This is a genomic window from Modestobacter versicolor (assembly GCF_014195485.1).
Classification (GTDB): domain Bacteria; phylum Actinomycetota; class Actinomycetes; order Mycobacteriales; family Geodermatophilaceae; genus Modestobacter; species Modestobacter versicolor.
Genome location: NZ_JACIBU010000001.1, coordinates 117,700 through 132,632, shown reverse-complemented (window position 1 = coordinate 132,632; position 14,933 = coordinate 117,700). Strand labels below are relative to the sequence as shown.

The window sequence follows — 14,933 nt, the reverse complement described above, 5'->3', positions numbered from 1 at the left end:
GACGCCTGGTCGACGGGCAGGATCGAGCGGGTGACGCCTCCGGGACCCGCCATCTCCGTCGTGCCGGCCAACGCGGTGAGCTGGACGGACCTGCAGACCGTGCTCGGCACGCGCGGCGAGCCTGCCCGCTGCCAGTGCCAGCGGTACAAGCTGCGGCCGCGGGAGTTCTTCGCCGGGTTCCCGGTGGCGGAGCGCGCGGACCGGCTGCGCGCGCAGACGGATCCCGACCGCCCGGGCACCGCCGAGACCACGGGGCTGGTCGCGTACCTGGACGGCGAGCCGGTGGGCTGGTGTGCCGTCGAGCCGCGCACTGCGTACGAGGGTCTGCTGCGCAACAACCGCGTCCCGTGGGTGGACCGCACCGAGGACAAGGCGGACAGCGGGGTGTGGGCGGTGACCTGCTTCGTCACTCGGGTCGGCTACCGGAAGCGCGGGGTCAGCCGGGCGCTGGCCCGGGCCGCCGTGGACCACGCCCGGGAGAACGGCGCCCGAGCGATCGAGGGCTACCCGATGACGACGACGAGCGCGCTGCTGACCGAGCTGCACGTCGGCGTCCACAGCGTGTTCGTCGATGCCGGGTTCACCGAGGTCAGCCGACCGACACCACGGCGCGTGGTGATGCGCGTCGACTTCTGACCTCTGTCGTCGGTGGGTCTGGCAGCGGTGGGTCTAGCAGCGGTGGGCCGAGTAGTGGCTGGGCGAGCAGGATCTCGGTGCCGTCGGGTCGCCAGGTGCGCCACCGCCCGCCGGGATCCCGCTCGACCCGAAAGCCGTGGTGGACCTTGGTGTGGTGGCGCTCGCACAGCAGCGCCGAGTTGTGCAGCGACGTCTCTCCACCGTGCAGCCAGTGCACGAGGTGGTGCACGTCGCACCAGTGCGTGGGGGCGGTGCAGCCGGTGAACACGCAGTGCCCGTCGCGCTGCTCGACCGCCCGCCGGATGTGTGCGGGCACCACCCGGTGGGTGCGGCCGAAGTCGAGTGGGAGCCCGTCGGGGCCCATCACGATCCGGGACATGGTGCCGTCGCAGGCCAGCCAGCGGGCGCGGGCGGCGGAGATGCGTGCCCCGAAGCCGGTCGCGGCCGCACCGGGGCTGGCCGCTGAGTCAGCGAAGTCGTCCATGTCCAGGGTGACCACCACGTGCGGCTTCACCGTGCGCAGCGTGGGCAGGGTGCCGGCGGCCAGTTGGTTGTCGCAGAGCTGGACGAGGGCGTCGGCGTTCTGCTGCCCGCGGGTGCGGTCATCGCCCTTCGGGCGGGAGGCCTGCACGATCGACTCGATCGCGGCTTGCACCTTCTCGCCGCCCACGGCGTCCAGGTCGAAGCGGCCGGTGACCGAGCCGTCGGCGTGCTTGGCGATCGACAGCCGCCGTCCCTCGGTCGGGTCCGGTTCGGGTCCGTCGGGGTCGAGGGCGGCCGCGAAGGCCTGCACCGCGGTCTTCAGCACGTCGTGCGGTGCCTCGACCGCGACCGCGGTCCACGCCTGGTCGAACGGCGCCAGGTCGATGCCCTGCTCGACCGCCTGCGCCCGTTCGCGCTCGCCCACCGCGCCGGCGACCACGTCCACCTGTGCCGCGGTGACCGCACCCTCGGCGAACCCAGCAGCCAACGCCGGGAAGTGCTCCAGCGCCCGCCCCGACCGGATTACCCGCGACGCCTCCGCCGGCGCCAGCCGCCGGTGCCCGATCAGCCACGAGCGCATCGACTTCAGCCCGTCGTGCTCGGCCGCCTGCGTCGTCTCCGCGTGGCGCACCGTCCGGGTCAACTCAGCGGTGGCCTGGTTGACCACAGCGACCAGCAACGCCACCCGCTCCAGCACCTCACCGTCGGCGAGGCCGTGCAGGTCGTCGCCGGCCAGCGCGTCCAGCACCGACCGCAGCTCGCTCACGACACCTCCCGACCGACTCGAACACGCGTACGAAGTCTAGCCGAACAGGAGCGCCGCGACCACCCGTATCCGCAGGTCAGACGCTTGTCCACAGATCACATGCAGCTCTTGACGGCCCCATCGATCGTCAGGACCGCGGAGCGGCGCGCACGTGCGCCCGCTCCCCCTGCTTACCGATCAGGCTGAGGAACTCGACCGGGCCGGCGCTGGTCGCACCGAACCAGTGCGGGGTGCGGGTGTCGAACTCCGCCGCCTCTCCGGGCTGGAGGCGCAGGTCGTGCTCGCCGAGAACCAGCCGCAACGTGCCGTTGAGCACGTAGGCCCAGTCGTACCCCTCGTGGGTGCGCAGCTCCGGCACCGCGTCGTCGGACCCGGTCGGCAGGACGAACTTGTAGGCCTGGATGCCCCCGGGCCGACGGGTCAGCGGCAGCACGACCATGCCGTCCCGGGAGGTGATCGGCTTGAGGTGGATGCGCGGGTCGCCGGTTGCCGGGGCGTCGACCAGCTCGTCGAGGGTGACGCCGTGGGCCCGGGCCAGCGGGAGCAGCTGCTCCAGCGAAGGACGCCGCAGCCCTGCCTCGAGGCGGGAGAGCGTGCTGATGGAGATGCCCGTCTCCGAGGAGAGGTCGACGAGGGTGATGCCACGGCGCTGCCGCAGCTGCTTGAGCCGCGGGCCCACCGCGTCGAGCGTTCGGTCCACCGCATCGCCCATGGGCTGATTTTCCATTCAGCAAAGACGTTTGCACAAGAGGGCGTCCACCCGGCACCGTCGAGCCACCTGAGGACGTCGACCGACCGGTCGCGGACCAGAGATGAGGGAGGCCGACCCGTGACGCACGCGTTCGACGAGGAGTACTGGGAGCAGCACTGGCAGCAGGGCCGGATGGGCGACGCCCCGCCCAACCCGTACCTGGCCCGCGAGCTGGGCGACCTACCACCCGGCACGGCGCTGGACGCCGGCTGCGGCGCAGGAGCCGAGGCCATCTGGCTGGCCGAGCACGGCTGGCAGGTCACCGCGGCCGACATCTCGGCCGAGGCGCTGGTCCGCGCCGCGGGTCGCGCGGCCACCAGCGGAGCCGCCGAGCGCGTGCAGTGGGTGCAGGCCGACCTCGCCATCTGGGAGCCGAGCGCGCCGTTCGACCTGGTGACCACCTCCTACGCCCACCCCGCGATGCCGCAGCTCGAGTTCTACGACCGCCTCGCCGGCTGGGTCGCCCCCGGCGGCACGCTGCTGGTCGTCGGCCACCTGCACACCAGCGGCCACGGGCACGGGCACGACAGCGGGCACGGGCACGACAGCGACGACCACCCGCCGGCCGAGGCGACCGCCACCGCGGCGGCCGTCACCGCACGCCTCGACGGCACCCAGTGGGACCTCGTCACCGCCGACGAGCAGCAGCGCACGGTCCCCGGCCGCGAGCTACCGCTGCACGACGTCGTCGTCCGCGCCGTCCGGCGCCGCTGACCCACCGCACCACCGGCGCCGGCGCACCGCTCCGGCGCCTCGCACCGCTGCCCTCGGAGGAGACCGCATGAGGACGAACCTGCCCGCCCAGGCCGACGGACCGATCGTCACCGACCCCCGTCGACGCCGGGCCGTGCTCGTCGCGGCATGCGTCGCGCTGATGGCCGTCATCGCCTCGGTTTCGGGGCTGAACGTCGCCCAGGCCGAGCTGGCCGTCGAGTTCGACGCCACGCAGAGCACCGTGCTCTGGGTCATCAACACCTACACGCTCACCCTGGCCGCGCTGCTGCTGCCGCTCGGCGCGGTCGGCGACCGCTGGGGCCGCCGGCCGGTGCTCCTGGCGGGCCTGGCGGTGTTCGGGCTGGCGAGCGTGGCCGCCGGGCTGGCGCCGACGACGGAGGTGATGCTGGCCGCGCGGTTCCTCAGCGGCGTGGGCGCGGCGATGATCATGCCGGTCACCCTCGCCGTCATCACCTCGTCGTTCCCCGACGAGGAGCGCTCGACGGCGATCGGCGCGTGGACGGCGGTCGCCGGTGGTGGCGGGATCCTGGGGATGTACCTGTCGGCCGTGCTGGTCGACGTGGCGAGCTGGCGGTGGCTGTTCGTGCTGCCGGTCGCCCTGGTGCTCGCCGCTGCGGGCCTGGCCGTGCGGTCGGTGCCGGACTCGAGGGAGACGTCGCTGCACCGGTTCGACGTCGTCGGCTCGCTCAGCTCGGTGGTCGCCGTCCTGGCGCTCATCGTCGTCCTGCACGAGGGGCCGGTGCGGGGCTGGACGGCGCCCGAGACGCTGACCGTCCTGCTCGTCGGTGTCATCGCCGCGGTGGGCTTCGTCCGCTGGGAACTGCGCCAGCCCGCTCCCCTGCTCGACGTCCGGTTGTTCCGGGAGCGCGGTCTGGCCAGCGGCTCCCTCTCGCTGCTCACCGTCTTCGGCGTGCAGGCCGGGGTCTTCGTGGTGCTGTTCCCGTTCTTCCAGGCGGTGCTCGGCTGGTCGGCGCTGCGCTCGACGCTGGCGTTGATGCCGATGGCGCTGCTGATGATGGCCGCCTCCGGCCTCGCCCCGCGGCTCGCCGCACGCATCGGCAGCCGGCTGACCATGGCCGCCGGGATCCTGCTGGGCGAGGGCGGGCTGGCACTGATGGCCACGTTCGTCTCCGTCGAGGGCGGCTACCGCTCGGTGCTGGCGGGTCTGCTGGCCATGGGGCTCGGCATGGGCCTGTCGATGACCCCGTCCACCGAGGCGATCACCAGCGCGCTGCCGCGCGAGCGCCAGGGCGTCGCCTCGGCGCTCAACGACGTCACCCGCGAGCTCGGCACCGCGCTCGGCGTCGCGCTGCTCGGCGCGGTGTTGTCCGCCGGCTACCGCAGCTCCGTGGAGTCCCGGCTGGCCGACGCGGTCGACCTGCCGGACGGCGCCGCGGAGGCCGCCCGGGCCGGGGTGGCCAACGCGCTCGCAGTGGGCGGGGAGTCCGGGGCGGCGGTCCGGGCAGCCCAGGAGGCGTTCGTCGACGGCTGGCAGCAGGCGATGTGGGCCGGCGTCGCGGTGACGGGAGTGCTGCTCGTCGTCGTCCTCGCCCGCGGACCCGAGCGCTCGGTCGGGAGCGGCGACGACCGCGGCCCGGCATGATCGCCGCCATGGACGACGCTGCTCCCCCGCGCACCGACCAGGCAGTCCTCGACGACCTGCGGGCCCGCCTCCGGGCGTACCGCGCGGTCGAGGGCACCGGGGAGCACGGCTGGGACCGCGGCACCGAGCCCGGCTACCTGGCCGAGCTGCTCGCCTCCTGGGCCGGGGAGTACGACTGGCGGCCGCACGAGGAGCGGATCCGCGCGCTCCCGTGGCAGCTGGCCGGCGGGCTGCGGGTGGTGCACCAGCGCGCTGCCGACCCGGCCGCCCCCGCCGTCGTCCTGCTGCACGGCTGGCCCGACTCAGTGCTTCGGTACGAGCGGGTGCTGCCGCTGCTGACCGACGTCCACGTGGTCGTCCCGGCGCTGCCCGGCTACCCGTTCGCCGCCCCGCTGCCGGAGCGGGACCTCTCCTCGGCGGAGATGGCCCCGTACGTGGCCGCCGCGATGACCGAGCTCGGCTACGACCGCTACGTCGTCTCGGGCGGCGACATCGGCCGCTTCGTCGCGACGTCGCTGGCGCTCCACCGGCCCGACGACGTCGCCGCGCTGCACCTCACCGACGTGCCGCTGTTCGCCGCGTTCACCTCCGAGCCGGCGAGCGACGAGGAGCGCGACCTCCGCGAGCGGGTGACGCAGTGGCGCGCGGCGGAGGGCGGCTACATGCACGAGCACGCGACCAAGCCGCACACCCTCGCGGTCGCGCTCGGCGACTCCCCCGCCGGCCTCGCCGCCTGGATCGTGGAGAAGCTGCGCAGCTGGAGCGACTGCGGCGGGGACGTCGAGCAGGTCTTCACCCGCGACGAGCTGCTCACCTGGGTCACCGCGTACTGGGTCTCCGGGTCGATCGGGACGTCGTTCGCCCCCTACGCCAAGCAGAGCCCGCCGTTCGAGCGGATCGACGTGCCGACCGTGGTGCAGCAGTTCCCCGGCGAGCTCGTGCGGTCGCCGCGGTCGGTCGCCGAGCGGCTGTTCGACCTGCGCGGCTGGCGCGACGAGACCGCCGGCGGGCACTTCGCCGCCTGGGAGCGCCCCGAGGAGTTCGTGGCCGGCGTCCGCGAGGCCCTGGCCCTGGCCTGAGCCCGCACCCGACGGCGGCCTGTCGTCCTCCGGTGACGCAGCGTCCAGCCACGCGCAGGCACTGGCAGATGGGTCGAGCAGGGCTGCACAGCAGGGTCACCCGGAGTGAGCACGGGCCCGGCGGAACGGCTCGCAGGTCGCGTCCGGCGAGTCGCCCGGACGGCCTCGACGGCCGGGCGTGGCGCCGCCGTGGCGGTCACCGAGAGTGCGCCAGCAGCCCCTCGCGGCCGCGCTTACGTTCGTCGCGCCTGCCGGGGACGACGTCGCCGCCCCCCGTGGTGACACCCGTCGGGCACCGCCGAACCGGGCGCTGCCGAGCAAGGCAGCGCGTGCCCGGACCGGGGACCCATCGCAGTCCTGGGGTGAAGCGCGACCCGCACGCAGGTGCGGGCCGGCCGGGCGAGTTCCCCCGCCCGAACCCGTCAGCTAACTCGGTAGGCGGTTCCGGAGAACCAGGAGCACCGCTCATGCGCACGTCCGCACGCCCCCGCCCTGCCCGTTCCGGCCGCGGGGCGCTCATCGCCCTGCTCACCGGCGCCGGTCTGGTGCTGACCCCGATGACCGCCCAGGCCTCCGGTGGCCCCGCCGCCCCGGTCGCCGCCCCGGTGGCCTCCGTCGCCGCCCCCACCGCGGCGACCCAGGTCGCCGTCGACACCGCGCTGGCCCAGCAGGGCAAGCCCTACGTCTGGGCCGGGGCCGGCCCGGACTCCTTCGACTGCTCGGGCCTCACCCAGTTCGCCTACGCCGCCGCCGGCATCTCGCTGCCGCACTCGTCGCGGATGCAGTCGACGCTGGGCACGCCGGTCGCCCGCGCCGACCTGCAGCCCGGTGACCTGGTGTTCTTCTACAGCCCGGTCAGCCACGTCGGCATCTACATCGGCAACGGGCAGATGGTGCACGCACCGACCAGCGGCTCCGTCGTCAGCGTGGTCGACGTCGACCTGATGGGCGGCTTCAACTCCGCCCGCCGCCTGGCCTGACCGCGCACCCGTCCCGGGGGCTGCGTGCTGCGGCCCCCGGGACCGGGAAACGGGTCGAGACCGTCCGACCTGCCCCGTACCGTCCGGCAGGCTCGTTGCCGCTCGAACAGGAGACCCGCGTGACCCCCGCCCCGGACGGCGTCGTCCCCAGCCTCTCGCTGAACGACGTCGAGGACATCAGCGACGCCGTGCTGCTCCAGGCGCAGTGGAACGGCGCCATGCCGTACCACCGGGCGGCCGAGGTCCCCGGGGCCATCGAGGACCTGGGCTCGCTGCTGCCCGCCGGTGCGCGCGTCCGGCTGGACCAGCGCGCCGAGAAGTGGCGCGCGGTCCTCGCCGACGTCGGCGGCGGCATCGTGCACATCTCGGTGCGCTGGGGCATCAGCAACGTCTCCGTCGTCGGCCCGGACCTCGCCGAGGTCGAGGCGACCCTCGTGCAGGTCGTGGGCGCCGCCCGGGCCGCGGTCGCCGTCCCCGACGGGTCGGTGCGGATGCGCTTCTGGTCCGGTTCCGGCGACCACCCGGTCGAGTCCAGCCGCACGGTCGCGGCACCGGGCTGGGCGGCGGTGCAGGCGAACTACACCGGCGAGACGGCGGCGGGGCTCGCGCCGCTGATGCGGCTGTCGGACGTGCGCGGCCGCAGTGGGCGGCTGGTGCTGTGGCACGGCGCGCCGGGCACCGGCAAGACCACCGCGGTGCGGGCGCTGAGCCGGCAGTGGTCGGACTGGTGCGAGACGCACTACGTCACCGACCCCGAGCAGCTCTTCGCCAACCCGCAGTACCTGCTGGAGGTGGCCGGCGGCGACGAGGACGAGGCGCCGGCGCGCACCCGGCCGTGGCGGCTGGTGGTCGCCGAGGACTGCGACGAGTACCTGCGCACCGACGCCAAGGCGCGGGCGGGCGCCTCGCTCGGCCGCCTGCTCAACCTCTGCGACGGCATCCTCGGCCACGGCCTGCAGGTGCTCGTGCTGCTCACCACGAACGAGGACGTCGGCAGCCTGCACCCGGCGATCACCCGGCCCGGGCGCTGCCTCAGCGCGGTGGAGTTCTCCCCGCTCTCCCAGGCGGAGGCCCAGGTCTGGCTCGGGCCGGACAGCCCCGCACCGGCCGGCCGGCTGACCCTCGCGGAGCTGTACGCGCTGCGCGAGGAGCGCAGCCTGCCGGGCGGCAGATCGGTGCACGAGGTGGGCGGCTACCTCTGACCCGGCTGCCTCCGACCGGCTACCTCTGACCCGGCTGCCTCCGACCGGCTACCTCTGACCCGGCCGCCGGTCGGCCAGCCACTCGGCGAACGTCTGCCGGCCGCGGTCGGCGCCGGGGGCGGGCAGCAGCGAGCCGTCCCGCATCCGCCGGCCGCTGCCCCCGGGCAGCGGCACCTGCACCACCCGCCGGCGCTGCCCGCCGGCGACCGACCAGCGCCGGGCCAGGTCGGCGAGCCGGGCCTCCTCCGGGCCACCGAGGTCGGCGACCCGCCCGCGCGGAGCACCCTCCGCCAGCCGGACCAGCGCCGTCGCCACCTCGGCCGCCGCGATCGGCGCGGTCCGCATCTCCGGCACCACGGCGACCGGGCCAAACGTCAGCCGGCCCAGCAGCTGCGGCACCAGCTCGTGGAACTGGGTGGCCCGCAGCAGCGTCCAGGGCACCGGCCCGGCGGCCAGCACCTGCTCCTGCACGACCTTGCCGGCGTAGTAGCCGCTGGTCTCGCCGTCGATGCCGACGATCGACAGCGCGACGTGGTGGCCGACGCCGGCGGCCTGCTCGGCGGCGAGCAGGTTCTCCGTCGCGGCGCGGAAGAAGGCGACCGACGCCTTCGCCGACGCCGTGGAGGTGCTCGTGACGTCGATGACCACGTCCGCCCCGGCCAGCGCCTCGGCGAGCCCGGTACCGGCGACGACGTCCTGCCCGCTGCTGCGGGACAGCGGGACGACGTCGTGCCCCGCCGCCCGGGCCTGCTCGACCACGTGCCGACCCACCACGCCGGTCCCGCCGGCGACCACCATCCGGATGCTCATGATCGAGACCATCCCACCGCCGGGGCCGTCAGGTCAGGCCGGTTCCAGCTCCACCGCCCGCCCCACCGGCAGCCAGCGGAAGCGCCGCCGGACGTCCGCCGGCGCCCGGGCGAGGTCCCGCTCGACGCCGGCCCGGTCCTGGGCGAAGTGGCTCCACCCGTCGACGTGCACCGGGACGACGGTGCGCGCGTCGAGCACGCCGCACAGCCGCACCGCCTGGCGGCCGGTCATCGAGTACCGCAGCGGCCCGGTGACCGGGAACCGCACCCCGCCCAGGTGCAGCACCGCGGTGTCGACGTGCAGCCGTTCGGCGACCTCGCGGAGCCCGCGGAAGAGCACCGTGTCCCCGGAGACCCACAGCGAGCCGTCGTCCCAGCGCAGCGCGAACCCGACGACGTCCCCGGCGACCGGCCGGCTGAGCGGCGGGCCGTGCCGGGCCGGGGTCGCGGTCACGGTGAGCGCGGGCCGGCCGGGCGCCTCGAGCACCGTCGACTCCCCCGGCCGCACGCCCCGCGCGGTCCCGCCGAGCCGCGCCGCCCCGGACGCCGTCGTCACCACCACCGGCACCGAGGGCAGGTACGCCCGGCCGGCGTCGTCCAGGTTGTCGGCGTGGTGGTCGTGGGTCAGCAGGACGGCGTCGACGTCCGGCAGGTCGGCGGGCTGCACCGCCGGCCCGATCAGCTTGCGCGAGCTGGTGCCCCAGCCGAACGCGTACCGCCGGCCCGGCGGGTCGAACGTCGGGTCGGTCAGCAGCCGCCAGCCGGCGACCTCCACCAGCAGCGTCGGCCCGCCGATGTGGGTGAGCCTCACTGCGCGCCGGTGACCCTCGCCGGGGCCGCGTGCGCCAGCGCCCACTCGAGCACCTCGTCGGCGATCCGCTCCCAGCCCGGTGAGGCCGGCAGCAGGTGCGGGTACCCCTCGTACTCGATGACCTCGGTGACCGTGCCGCCGCGGTAGTGCTTGGCGTTCGAGCGCTGCACCGACGGGGGCATGATGTGGTCCTCGCTGCCGGAGACGAACAGCAGCGGCGGGCGGGCGGCGTTGCCGTAGTCGACGTGCGCGTCCTGCGGCCCGGGCATCAGGTTGGCCAGCACCCCGCTCCAGATGATGTTCCCCGGCGCCGGGATGGCGTACCGCTCGTAGAGCCGCCGCGACTCCTCGGCGTCGAAGGTGTTGGTGAAGGCGTAGTGCCACTGCTCCTCGGTGAGCGGGACGGCGCGGTGCCGGTTCGCCGGGTTCTTGAACGCCGTCCACGTCGAGCGCAGCTGCGACAGCGGCAGCACCCGCACGCCCTCGGTGGGCGCGGAGTTGAGCGCGACGCCGACCGCGCCCAGCCCCCGGTCGAGCAGCAGCTGGGTGACCGCGCCGCCGGCCGAGTGGCCGATCAGCACCGGCGGGCTGTCCAGCGCACCGATCACGCCGGCCAGGTGGTCGACGATCTGCGGCAGCGTCACCTCGGCGACCGGCGTCGGGTCGGCGTTCAGCGCCTCGACCTCCACCTCGAACCCCGGGTAGGCCGGGGCCAGCACGCGGAAGCCCTTCGCCTCGTAGTGCGCCTGCCACCCCTCCCAGCTGCGCGGGGTCACCCAGAAGCCGTGGACCAGGACGATGGTGTCGGGCGCGCTCATGGCATCTCCTCTGCTGGTGGGTCAGGTAGAGCGACCCTGGCAGCGGCTCCGGGCGGCCGATCGGCTGTGCGTGCACGGCTGTGGTCCCTGGGTGCCAGGAGTGGTTCCCGGGCGCGCGGCCGGCTGCCAGGCTGAGCACCATCACGGGGACGTCGCCGACCCAGGGACCGCCGATGCTGCTCCTCGACACCAGCGCCCTCCCCCGGACCGACCGCCTCGAGGCCTTCCGGGTGGCCATGCAGGAGGCCTCGGTGCCGTGCCGCGTCGAGCACCGCCCGCGCACCGGCGGGCTGCACGCCCGGATGACGCTGGTGCCCCTCGGTGCCGCCTCGGTCTTCAACACCGACGCCTCCGGCTTCCGGCTGGTCCGCACGCCGCGGCACGTGCGCCAGGAGAGCGTCCCGATGGTGGCCCTGGCGTTCCAGCAGGCCGGTCGGGGCGAGTACGCGCAGCGGGGGCACGAGCAGGTGGTGCGCGGCGCCGACCTGATGCTGGTCGACCTCACCGCGCCCTACTCGTTCGGCTGCGCGACCGGCGGCGGGTCGCGGTCGTTCCAGGTGCCGCAGGACCAGCTGGCCCTGCCGATGGACGTCGTCCGCCGGGCGGTCCCGCGGCTGCGGTCCAGCCCGCTGCACGGGCTGGTGCGCGCGCACCTGGACCAGGTCTGCAACCGGGCCGACGAGTTCGCCGCGGCCACCGGCGCTGCGGCGCTGGGGACGGCGACCGTCGAGCTGGTGCGGGCGCTGCTGGTCTCGGCGGCCGGGGAGACGCGGCTGTCCGCGGCGGTGCGCGAGCAGACGCTGGTCAGCCGGGTGCGGGCCTACGTCGCGCAGCACCTCACCGACCCCGACCTGACCCCGGCGACGATCGCCGCCGCGCACGCCGTGTCGGTGCGGCTGCTCTACCAGGCGTGCAGCGAGGCCGGCCTGAGCCTGGAGCAGCACGTCATCACCGCGCGGCTGGAGCGGGCCCGGGCTGCTCTCGTCTCGCCCGCGGGACGGCGGCGGTCGATCGCCGCGACCGCCGCCGCCTGCGGCTTCGCCGACCCGAGCCACTTCGCCCGCCGCTTCAAGGCCGCCTACGGGCTGACCCCGCGTGAGTGGCAGCGGGCCGACCTCTGACCGCTCCGCTCAGCGGTAGACGAGCGTCCCGTCGTCCAGGTCGGCGGCGGGCAGCAGGTCCTTCTCCTCGGCGTACTCGTGCAGGTGGGTCCACGGCTCGCGGTCGCCCTGCTTGGGCATCAGGTGCATCGAGCGGGCGAGGTAACCGGGGTTGAAGTTCTCCGGGTCGACCCACGGGCCGAGCGGCATGCCGGCGTCCTCGGGCCGCAGCTGCGGCACCACCATCGACGCCCCCTTCTGCTCCATGTGCGCCAGCAGCCGGCAGACGAAGTCGCTGATCAGGTCGGCGCGCAGCGTCCAGCTGTGCCGGAAGTAGCCGAACACGTAGGCGAGGTTGGGCAGGCCGGTGAACATCAGCCCGCGGTAGGTGACGGTCTGCGCGAAGTCGACCGGCTCGCCGTCCACGGTGAAGGCGATGTCGCCGAACACGCTGAGGTCGAAGCCGGTGGCGGTGACGACGACGTCGGCCTGCAGCTCCTCGCCGGAGGAGAGCCGGATGCCGGTCTCGGTGAAGGTCTCGATCGTGTCGGTGACGACGGAGGCCTTGCCCTCGCGCATGGCGGTGAACATGTCGCCGTCCGGCAGCACGGCGATGCGCTGCTGCCAGGGCCGGTAGGTCGGGTTGAAGTGCTTGTCGATGTCGACGTCCGGCGGCAGCTGCGGGCGCATCGACTCGATGAGGAACTCGCGCGCCAGGTCTGGCGACTCCGCCGAGATGCGGGTCAGCTCGTTGAGCTCGGCGATGTAGGCGCGCCGGAGGATCTCGTGCGTCCAGTCCTCCGGGACGTCGAGGGCGCGCAACTGGACGGCGAGGTCGTGGGTCTTGGGCCGGGCGTAGAAGAAGGTCGGCGACCGCTGCAGCATCGTCACGTGCGCCGCGCTGTCGGCGATCGCCGGGATCAGCGTCGCGGCCGTCGCGCCGGAGCCGATGACGACGACCTGCTTGCCGGTGAGGTCGAGGTCGGCCGGCCACTTCTGCGGGTGCACGACGTCGCCGCCGAACCGGTCCACGCCCGGCCACTGGGGCGTGTAGCCCTGGTCGTGCCGGTAGTAGCCCTGGCACATCCAGAGGAAGTCGGTGGTGAAGGTCAGCTCCTCCCCCGTCTCACCGCGGGTCACCTCGACGGTCCAGCGGCGGTCCTCGGTCGACCAGCTGGCCGCGGTGACCCGGTGCTGGTGCCGGATGTAGGCGTCCAGGCCGTTCTCGGAGATGACCTCGCCCAGGTAGTGCAGGATCTCCGCCGACGTCGCGATCGAGGGCCCGCGCCACGGCTTGAACCGGTAGCCGAAGGTGAACAGGTCGCTGTCCGAGCGGACGCCGGGGTACTGGTGGGTCCACCACGTGCCGCCGTGGCTCTCCAGCGCGTCGAGGACGACGAGGCTCCGGTCCGGGAACCGTTCGCGCAGGTGGTAGGCGGCCCCGATGCCGGAGATGCCCGCCCCCACGATCAGCACGTCGACGTGCTCGACCCGCTCGTCGAGCGCCGTCCTGGCCGGCTGCGTCATCGTCATGACCGTTCCCCCAGTCCGCGGCGAGAGGCCCACCTCGTCGTGCGCCGTCCCGGGGTCGTTCCTACCACCGTCGGCCGACGGATTGTGGCGTGGCTCACATTTTGTCTAGCCGCGACGGCGCGTCCTGTGCTGTGCTCTGGGTCCGTTCCTGGCCGAGCTCGGGAGTCCCGATGAGCACACCGACGACGCACCCGCCGCGCACACTTCAGGTCGGCGACATCGCCGTCGCGGTGCAGGAGTACGGCGAGGGCGAACCACTGCTGGTCATCAACGGCACCAGCCAGTCGCTGGGCTTCTGGGGCGAGATGGCCGAGGTGTGGGCCGGCCGCCACCGGGTGATCACCTACGACCTGCGCGGCATGGGCGGCAGCGAGCGCGGCGCCGACCCGTTCAGCGTGGCGTCGCTGGCCACCGACGCGCTGGCGCTGATGGACGCTCTGGAGGTCGAGCGCGCGCACGTGCTCGGCTACTCGCTGGGCGGTGCCATCGCCCAGGAGCTGGTGCTGGCGGCGCCGGAGCGGGTGGCCTCGCTGGTCCTGTACTGCACCTGGGCCCGCACCGACGGCTTCCAGCGGGCGATGCTGACCGGGCTGGCCCACCCGTGGCGGACCGGCGACCTGGAGGCGGCTCTGGGCGTGCTCGGGGTCGCGTTCTCCCCGCAGCTGCTGGACAGCCCGGAGTTCGGCGAGCTGATCGGCCAGGTGCTGCCGCTGTTCCCGTCGACGCCGGAGCAGATCCGGACCTGCGCCGAGCAGTGGGACGCCGACCTGGCGCACGACACCCTGGACCGGCTGGGTCAGATCACGGCGCCGACCCTGGTGGTGGCCGGCGAGCAGGACCTGCTGACCCCGCCGTGGCACGGCAGGCAGGTCGCCGAGGCCATCCCGGGGGCACGGCTGGAGATGTTCACCGGCCCAGGGTCCAGCCACGCGCTGGGGATGGAGCGGGCCGAGGAGTTCGTGCCGCTGGTGGCGGAGTTCCTCGGGCAGCACGCCCTGCGCTGACCGGGTGCCCTCCCGGGAGCTCGTGCTCTGCTCACCGGGCGGGAGCAGAGCACGAGCGTCGGGAGGTCAGGCCGCCAGCGGGGCCTCGGTCGGCGGGGCCGACTCGGCGGGCGCCCAGCCCGGCGGGAGCGGCCGGGCGGTCGCGCCGCCGCGCGCGACGAGGAGCGGCTCGGCCACGCGCTGCTGCTCGATCCGGTCCCAGGCCCCCAGCAGCTCGGCGACCCAGGTGGCGAGGGTGAGCGCGGCGCTGGCCCGCGGGTCGGCGGCGGCCCGCGCCCGAGGCCGGGTCGGGATCCGCGGGGTGTTCAGCGGCGCGACAGCGGTCATCCAGCTGGTCTCCGCGAGGATGGCCATCGCGAGGTGGTGGACGGCGGCGCCGCGGCCGAACCGGTGGGCAGCCCGCTCGGTGGTCACCAGCACCCGCCCGTCGAGGAGCTTGGGGATCCGCGGATCGTCAGCGGGCAGCACCCAGGCCCCGGCCATGGCCGACGGCCGCCCCACGCCCACGTTGACCTGCCAACCGACGACCCGGTCCTCGACCGGCTGGTCGATCACGACGATCCCGCGCATCCCCGCCACGTCCTGTCTCTCTCGGTGGTCCCTGCGCGGATCCTGGAGGACGT

15 protein-coding genes and 1 riboswitch are annotated in these 14,933 nt (G+C 74.4%); of the genes, 8 read left to right on the top strand and 7 right to left on the bottom strand.

Going from position 1 to position 14,933, the window contains the following annotated elements; genetic code table 11:
* Positions 1-30 precede the first annotated feature (30 nt).
* Complete coding sequence (locus FHX36_RS00615) at positions 31-636, top strand: GNAT family N-acetyltransferase (RefSeq protein ID WP_110551958.1); 606 nt, start codon at positions 31-33, stop codon at positions 634-636.
* Here the strand turns inward: FHX36_RS00615 and FHX36_RS00610 are convergent.
* Entirely contained in the window at positions 590-1,885 is a 1,296-nt protein-coding gene (locus FHX36_RS00610) for an HNH endonuclease signature motif containing protein (RefSeq protein ID WP_110551957.1), read from the bottom strand. The genes FHX36_RS00615 and FHX36_RS00610 overlap by 47 nt on opposite strands.
* 127 nt (positions 1,886-2,012) lie before the next feature.
* The gene (locus tag FHX36_RS00605) at positions 2,013-2,597 is read right to left on the bottom strand and encodes a helix-turn-helix domain-containing protein (RefSeq protein ID WP_110551956.1); all 585 of its coding nucleotides are present in this window, start codon (positions 2,595-2,597) and stop codon (positions 2,013-2,015) included.
* A gap of 117 nt (positions 2,598-2,714) precedes the next feature.
* Between FHX36_RS00605 and FHX36_RS00600 the strand changes: the two genes are divergently transcribed.
* From FHX36_RS00600 to FHX36_RS00580, 5 genes are all read left to right on the top strand, one after another.
* Positions 2,715-3,350: a class I SAM-dependent methyltransferase gene (locus FHX36_RS00600; RefSeq protein WP_110551955.1), complete on the top strand. Its 636-nt coding sequence runs from the start codon at positions 2,715-2,717 to the stop codon at positions 3,348-3,350.
* Positions 3,351-3,417: 67 nt separating this feature from the next.
* Positions 3,418-4,974, top strand: coding sequence for an MFS transporter (locus FHX36_RS00595; protein WP_110551954.1), 1,557 nt, complete (start codon positions 3,418-3,420; stop codon positions 4,972-4,974).
* Between the two features lie 8 nt (positions 4,975-4,982).
* Entirely contained in the window at positions 4,983-6,053 is a 1,071-nt protein-coding gene (locus FHX36_RS00590; RefSeq protein ID WP_110551964.1) for an epoxide hydrolase family protein, read from the top strand.
* A gap of 286 nt (positions 6,054-6,339) precedes the next feature.
* A riboswitch (cyclic di-AMP (ydaO/yuaA leader) is annotated at positions 6,340-6,508 on the top strand.
* A 12-nt stretch (positions 6,509-6,520) separates the two neighbouring features.
* The gene (locus FHX36_RS22515; protein ID WP_309147305.1) at positions 6,521-7,033 is read left to right on the top strand and encodes a C40 family peptidase; all 513 of its coding nucleotides are present in this window, start codon (positions 6,521-6,523) and stop codon (positions 7,031-7,033) included.
* Between the two features lie 119 nt (positions 7,034-7,152).
* Positions 7,153-8,235, top strand: coding sequence for a DUF5925 domain-containing protein (locus FHX36_RS00580; RefSeq protein ID WP_258372681.1), 1,083 nt, complete (start codon positions 7,153-7,155; stop codon positions 8,233-8,235).
* Between the two features lie 48 nt (positions 8,236-8,283).
* On the opposite strand, the gene FHX36_RS00575 is transcribed toward FHX36_RS00580, so the two are convergent.
* From FHX36_RS00575 to FHX36_RS00565, 3 genes are read right to left on the bottom strand one after another with little or no spacing between them, the layout of a single operon-like run.
* Complete coding sequence (locus FHX36_RS00575; RefSeq protein WP_221202732.1) at positions 8,284-9,045, bottom strand: SDR family oxidoreductase; 762 nt, start codon at positions 9,043-9,045, stop codon at positions 8,284-8,286.
* A gap of 33 nt (positions 9,046-9,078) precedes the next feature.
* A complete protein-coding gene (locus FHX36_RS00570; protein WP_110550633.1) occupies positions 9,079-9,855 on the bottom strand; it encodes an MBL fold metallo-hydrolase in 777 nt (258 codons plus the stop codon).
* Entirely contained in the window at positions 9,852-10,673 is an 822-nt protein-coding gene (locus FHX36_RS00565; protein ID WP_110550590.1) for an alpha/beta hydrolase, read from the bottom strand. The genes FHX36_RS00570 and FHX36_RS00565 overlap by 4 nt, the downstream gene beginning before the upstream one ends.
* Before the next feature lie 173 nt (positions 10,674-10,846).
* Between FHX36_RS00565 and FHX36_RS00560 the strand changes: the two genes are divergently transcribed.
* Positions 10,847-11,794 carry an AraC-like ligand-binding domain-containing protein gene (locus FHX36_RS00560; RefSeq protein ID WP_110550591.1) on the top strand — a complete coding sequence of 316 codons (948 nt, stop codon included), beginning with the start codon at positions 10,847-10,849 and terminating at the stop codon, positions 11,792-11,794.
* Between the two features lie 9 nt (positions 11,795-11,803).
* Here the strand turns inward: FHX36_RS00560 and FHX36_RS00555 are convergent, their stop codons facing one another.
* Entirely contained in the window at positions 11,804-13,306 is a 1,503-nt protein-coding gene (locus tag FHX36_RS00555; RefSeq protein WP_110550592.1) for a flavin-containing monooxygenase, read from the bottom strand.
* 170 nt (positions 13,307-13,476) lie between these two features.
* Here FHX36_RS00555 and FHX36_RS00550 point away from each other — a divergent pair, with 170 nt between their 5' ends.
* Positions 13,477-14,310 (top strand): alpha/beta fold hydrolase, encoded by an 834-nt coding sequence (locus FHX36_RS00550; protein ID WP_110550593.1) that lies wholly within the window; start codon positions 13,477-13,479, stop codon positions 14,308-14,310.
* Positions 14,311-14,376: 66 nt separating this feature from the next.
* Here the strand turns inward: FHX36_RS00550 and FHX36_RS00545 are convergent, their stop codons facing one another.
* Positions 14,377-14,880, bottom strand: coding sequence for a hypothetical protein (locus FHX36_RS00545; RefSeq protein ID WP_183513416.1), 504 nt, complete (start codon positions 14,878-14,880; stop codon positions 14,377-14,379).
* Positions 14,881-14,933 lie beyond the last annotated feature (53 nt).

Excerpts from the sequence above, each read along its gene's own strand:
- FHX36_RS00605 (WP_110551956.1), bottom strand. The coding sequence starts at position 2,597 with ATGGGCGATGCGGTGGACCGAACGCTCGACGCGGTGGGCCCGCGGCTC.
- FHX36_RS00595 (WP_110551954.1), top strand. The coding sequence starts at position 3,418 with ATGAGGACGAACCTGCCCGCCCAGGCCGACGGACCGATCGTCACCGAC.
- FHX36_RS00590 (WP_110551964.1), top strand. The coding sequence starts at position 4,983 with ATGGACGACGCTGCTCCCCCGCGCACCGACCAGGCAGTCCTCGACGAC.
- FHX36_RS22515 (WP_309147305.1), top strand. The coding sequence starts at position 6,521 with ATGCGCACGTCCGCACGCCCCCGCCCTGCCCGTTCCGGCCGCGGGGCG.
- FHX36_RS00575 (WP_221202732.1), bottom strand. The coding sequence starts at position 9,045 with ATGAGCATCCGGATGGTGGTCGCCGGCGGGACCGGCGTGGTGGGTCGG.
- FHX36_RS00565 (WP_110550590.1), bottom strand. The coding sequence starts at position 10,673 with ATGAGCGCGCCCGACACCATCGTCCTGGTCCACGGCTTCTGGGTGACC.
- FHX36_RS00560 (WP_110550591.1), top strand. The coding sequence starts at position 10,847 with ATGCTGCTCCTCGACACCAGCGCCCTCCCCCGGACCGACCGCCTCGAG.
- FHX36_RS00555 (WP_110550592.1), bottom strand. The coding sequence starts at position 13,306 with ATGACGATGACGCAGCCGGCCAGGACGGCGCTCGACGAGCGGGTCGAG.
- FHX36_RS00550 (WP_110550593.1), top strand. The coding sequence starts at position 13,477 with ATGAGCACACCGACGACGCACCCGCCGCGCACACTTCAGGTCGGCGAC.
- FHX36_RS00545 (WP_183513416.1), bottom strand. The coding sequence starts at position 14,880 with ATGCGCGGGATCGTCGTGATCGACCAGCCGGTCGAGGACCGGGTCGTC.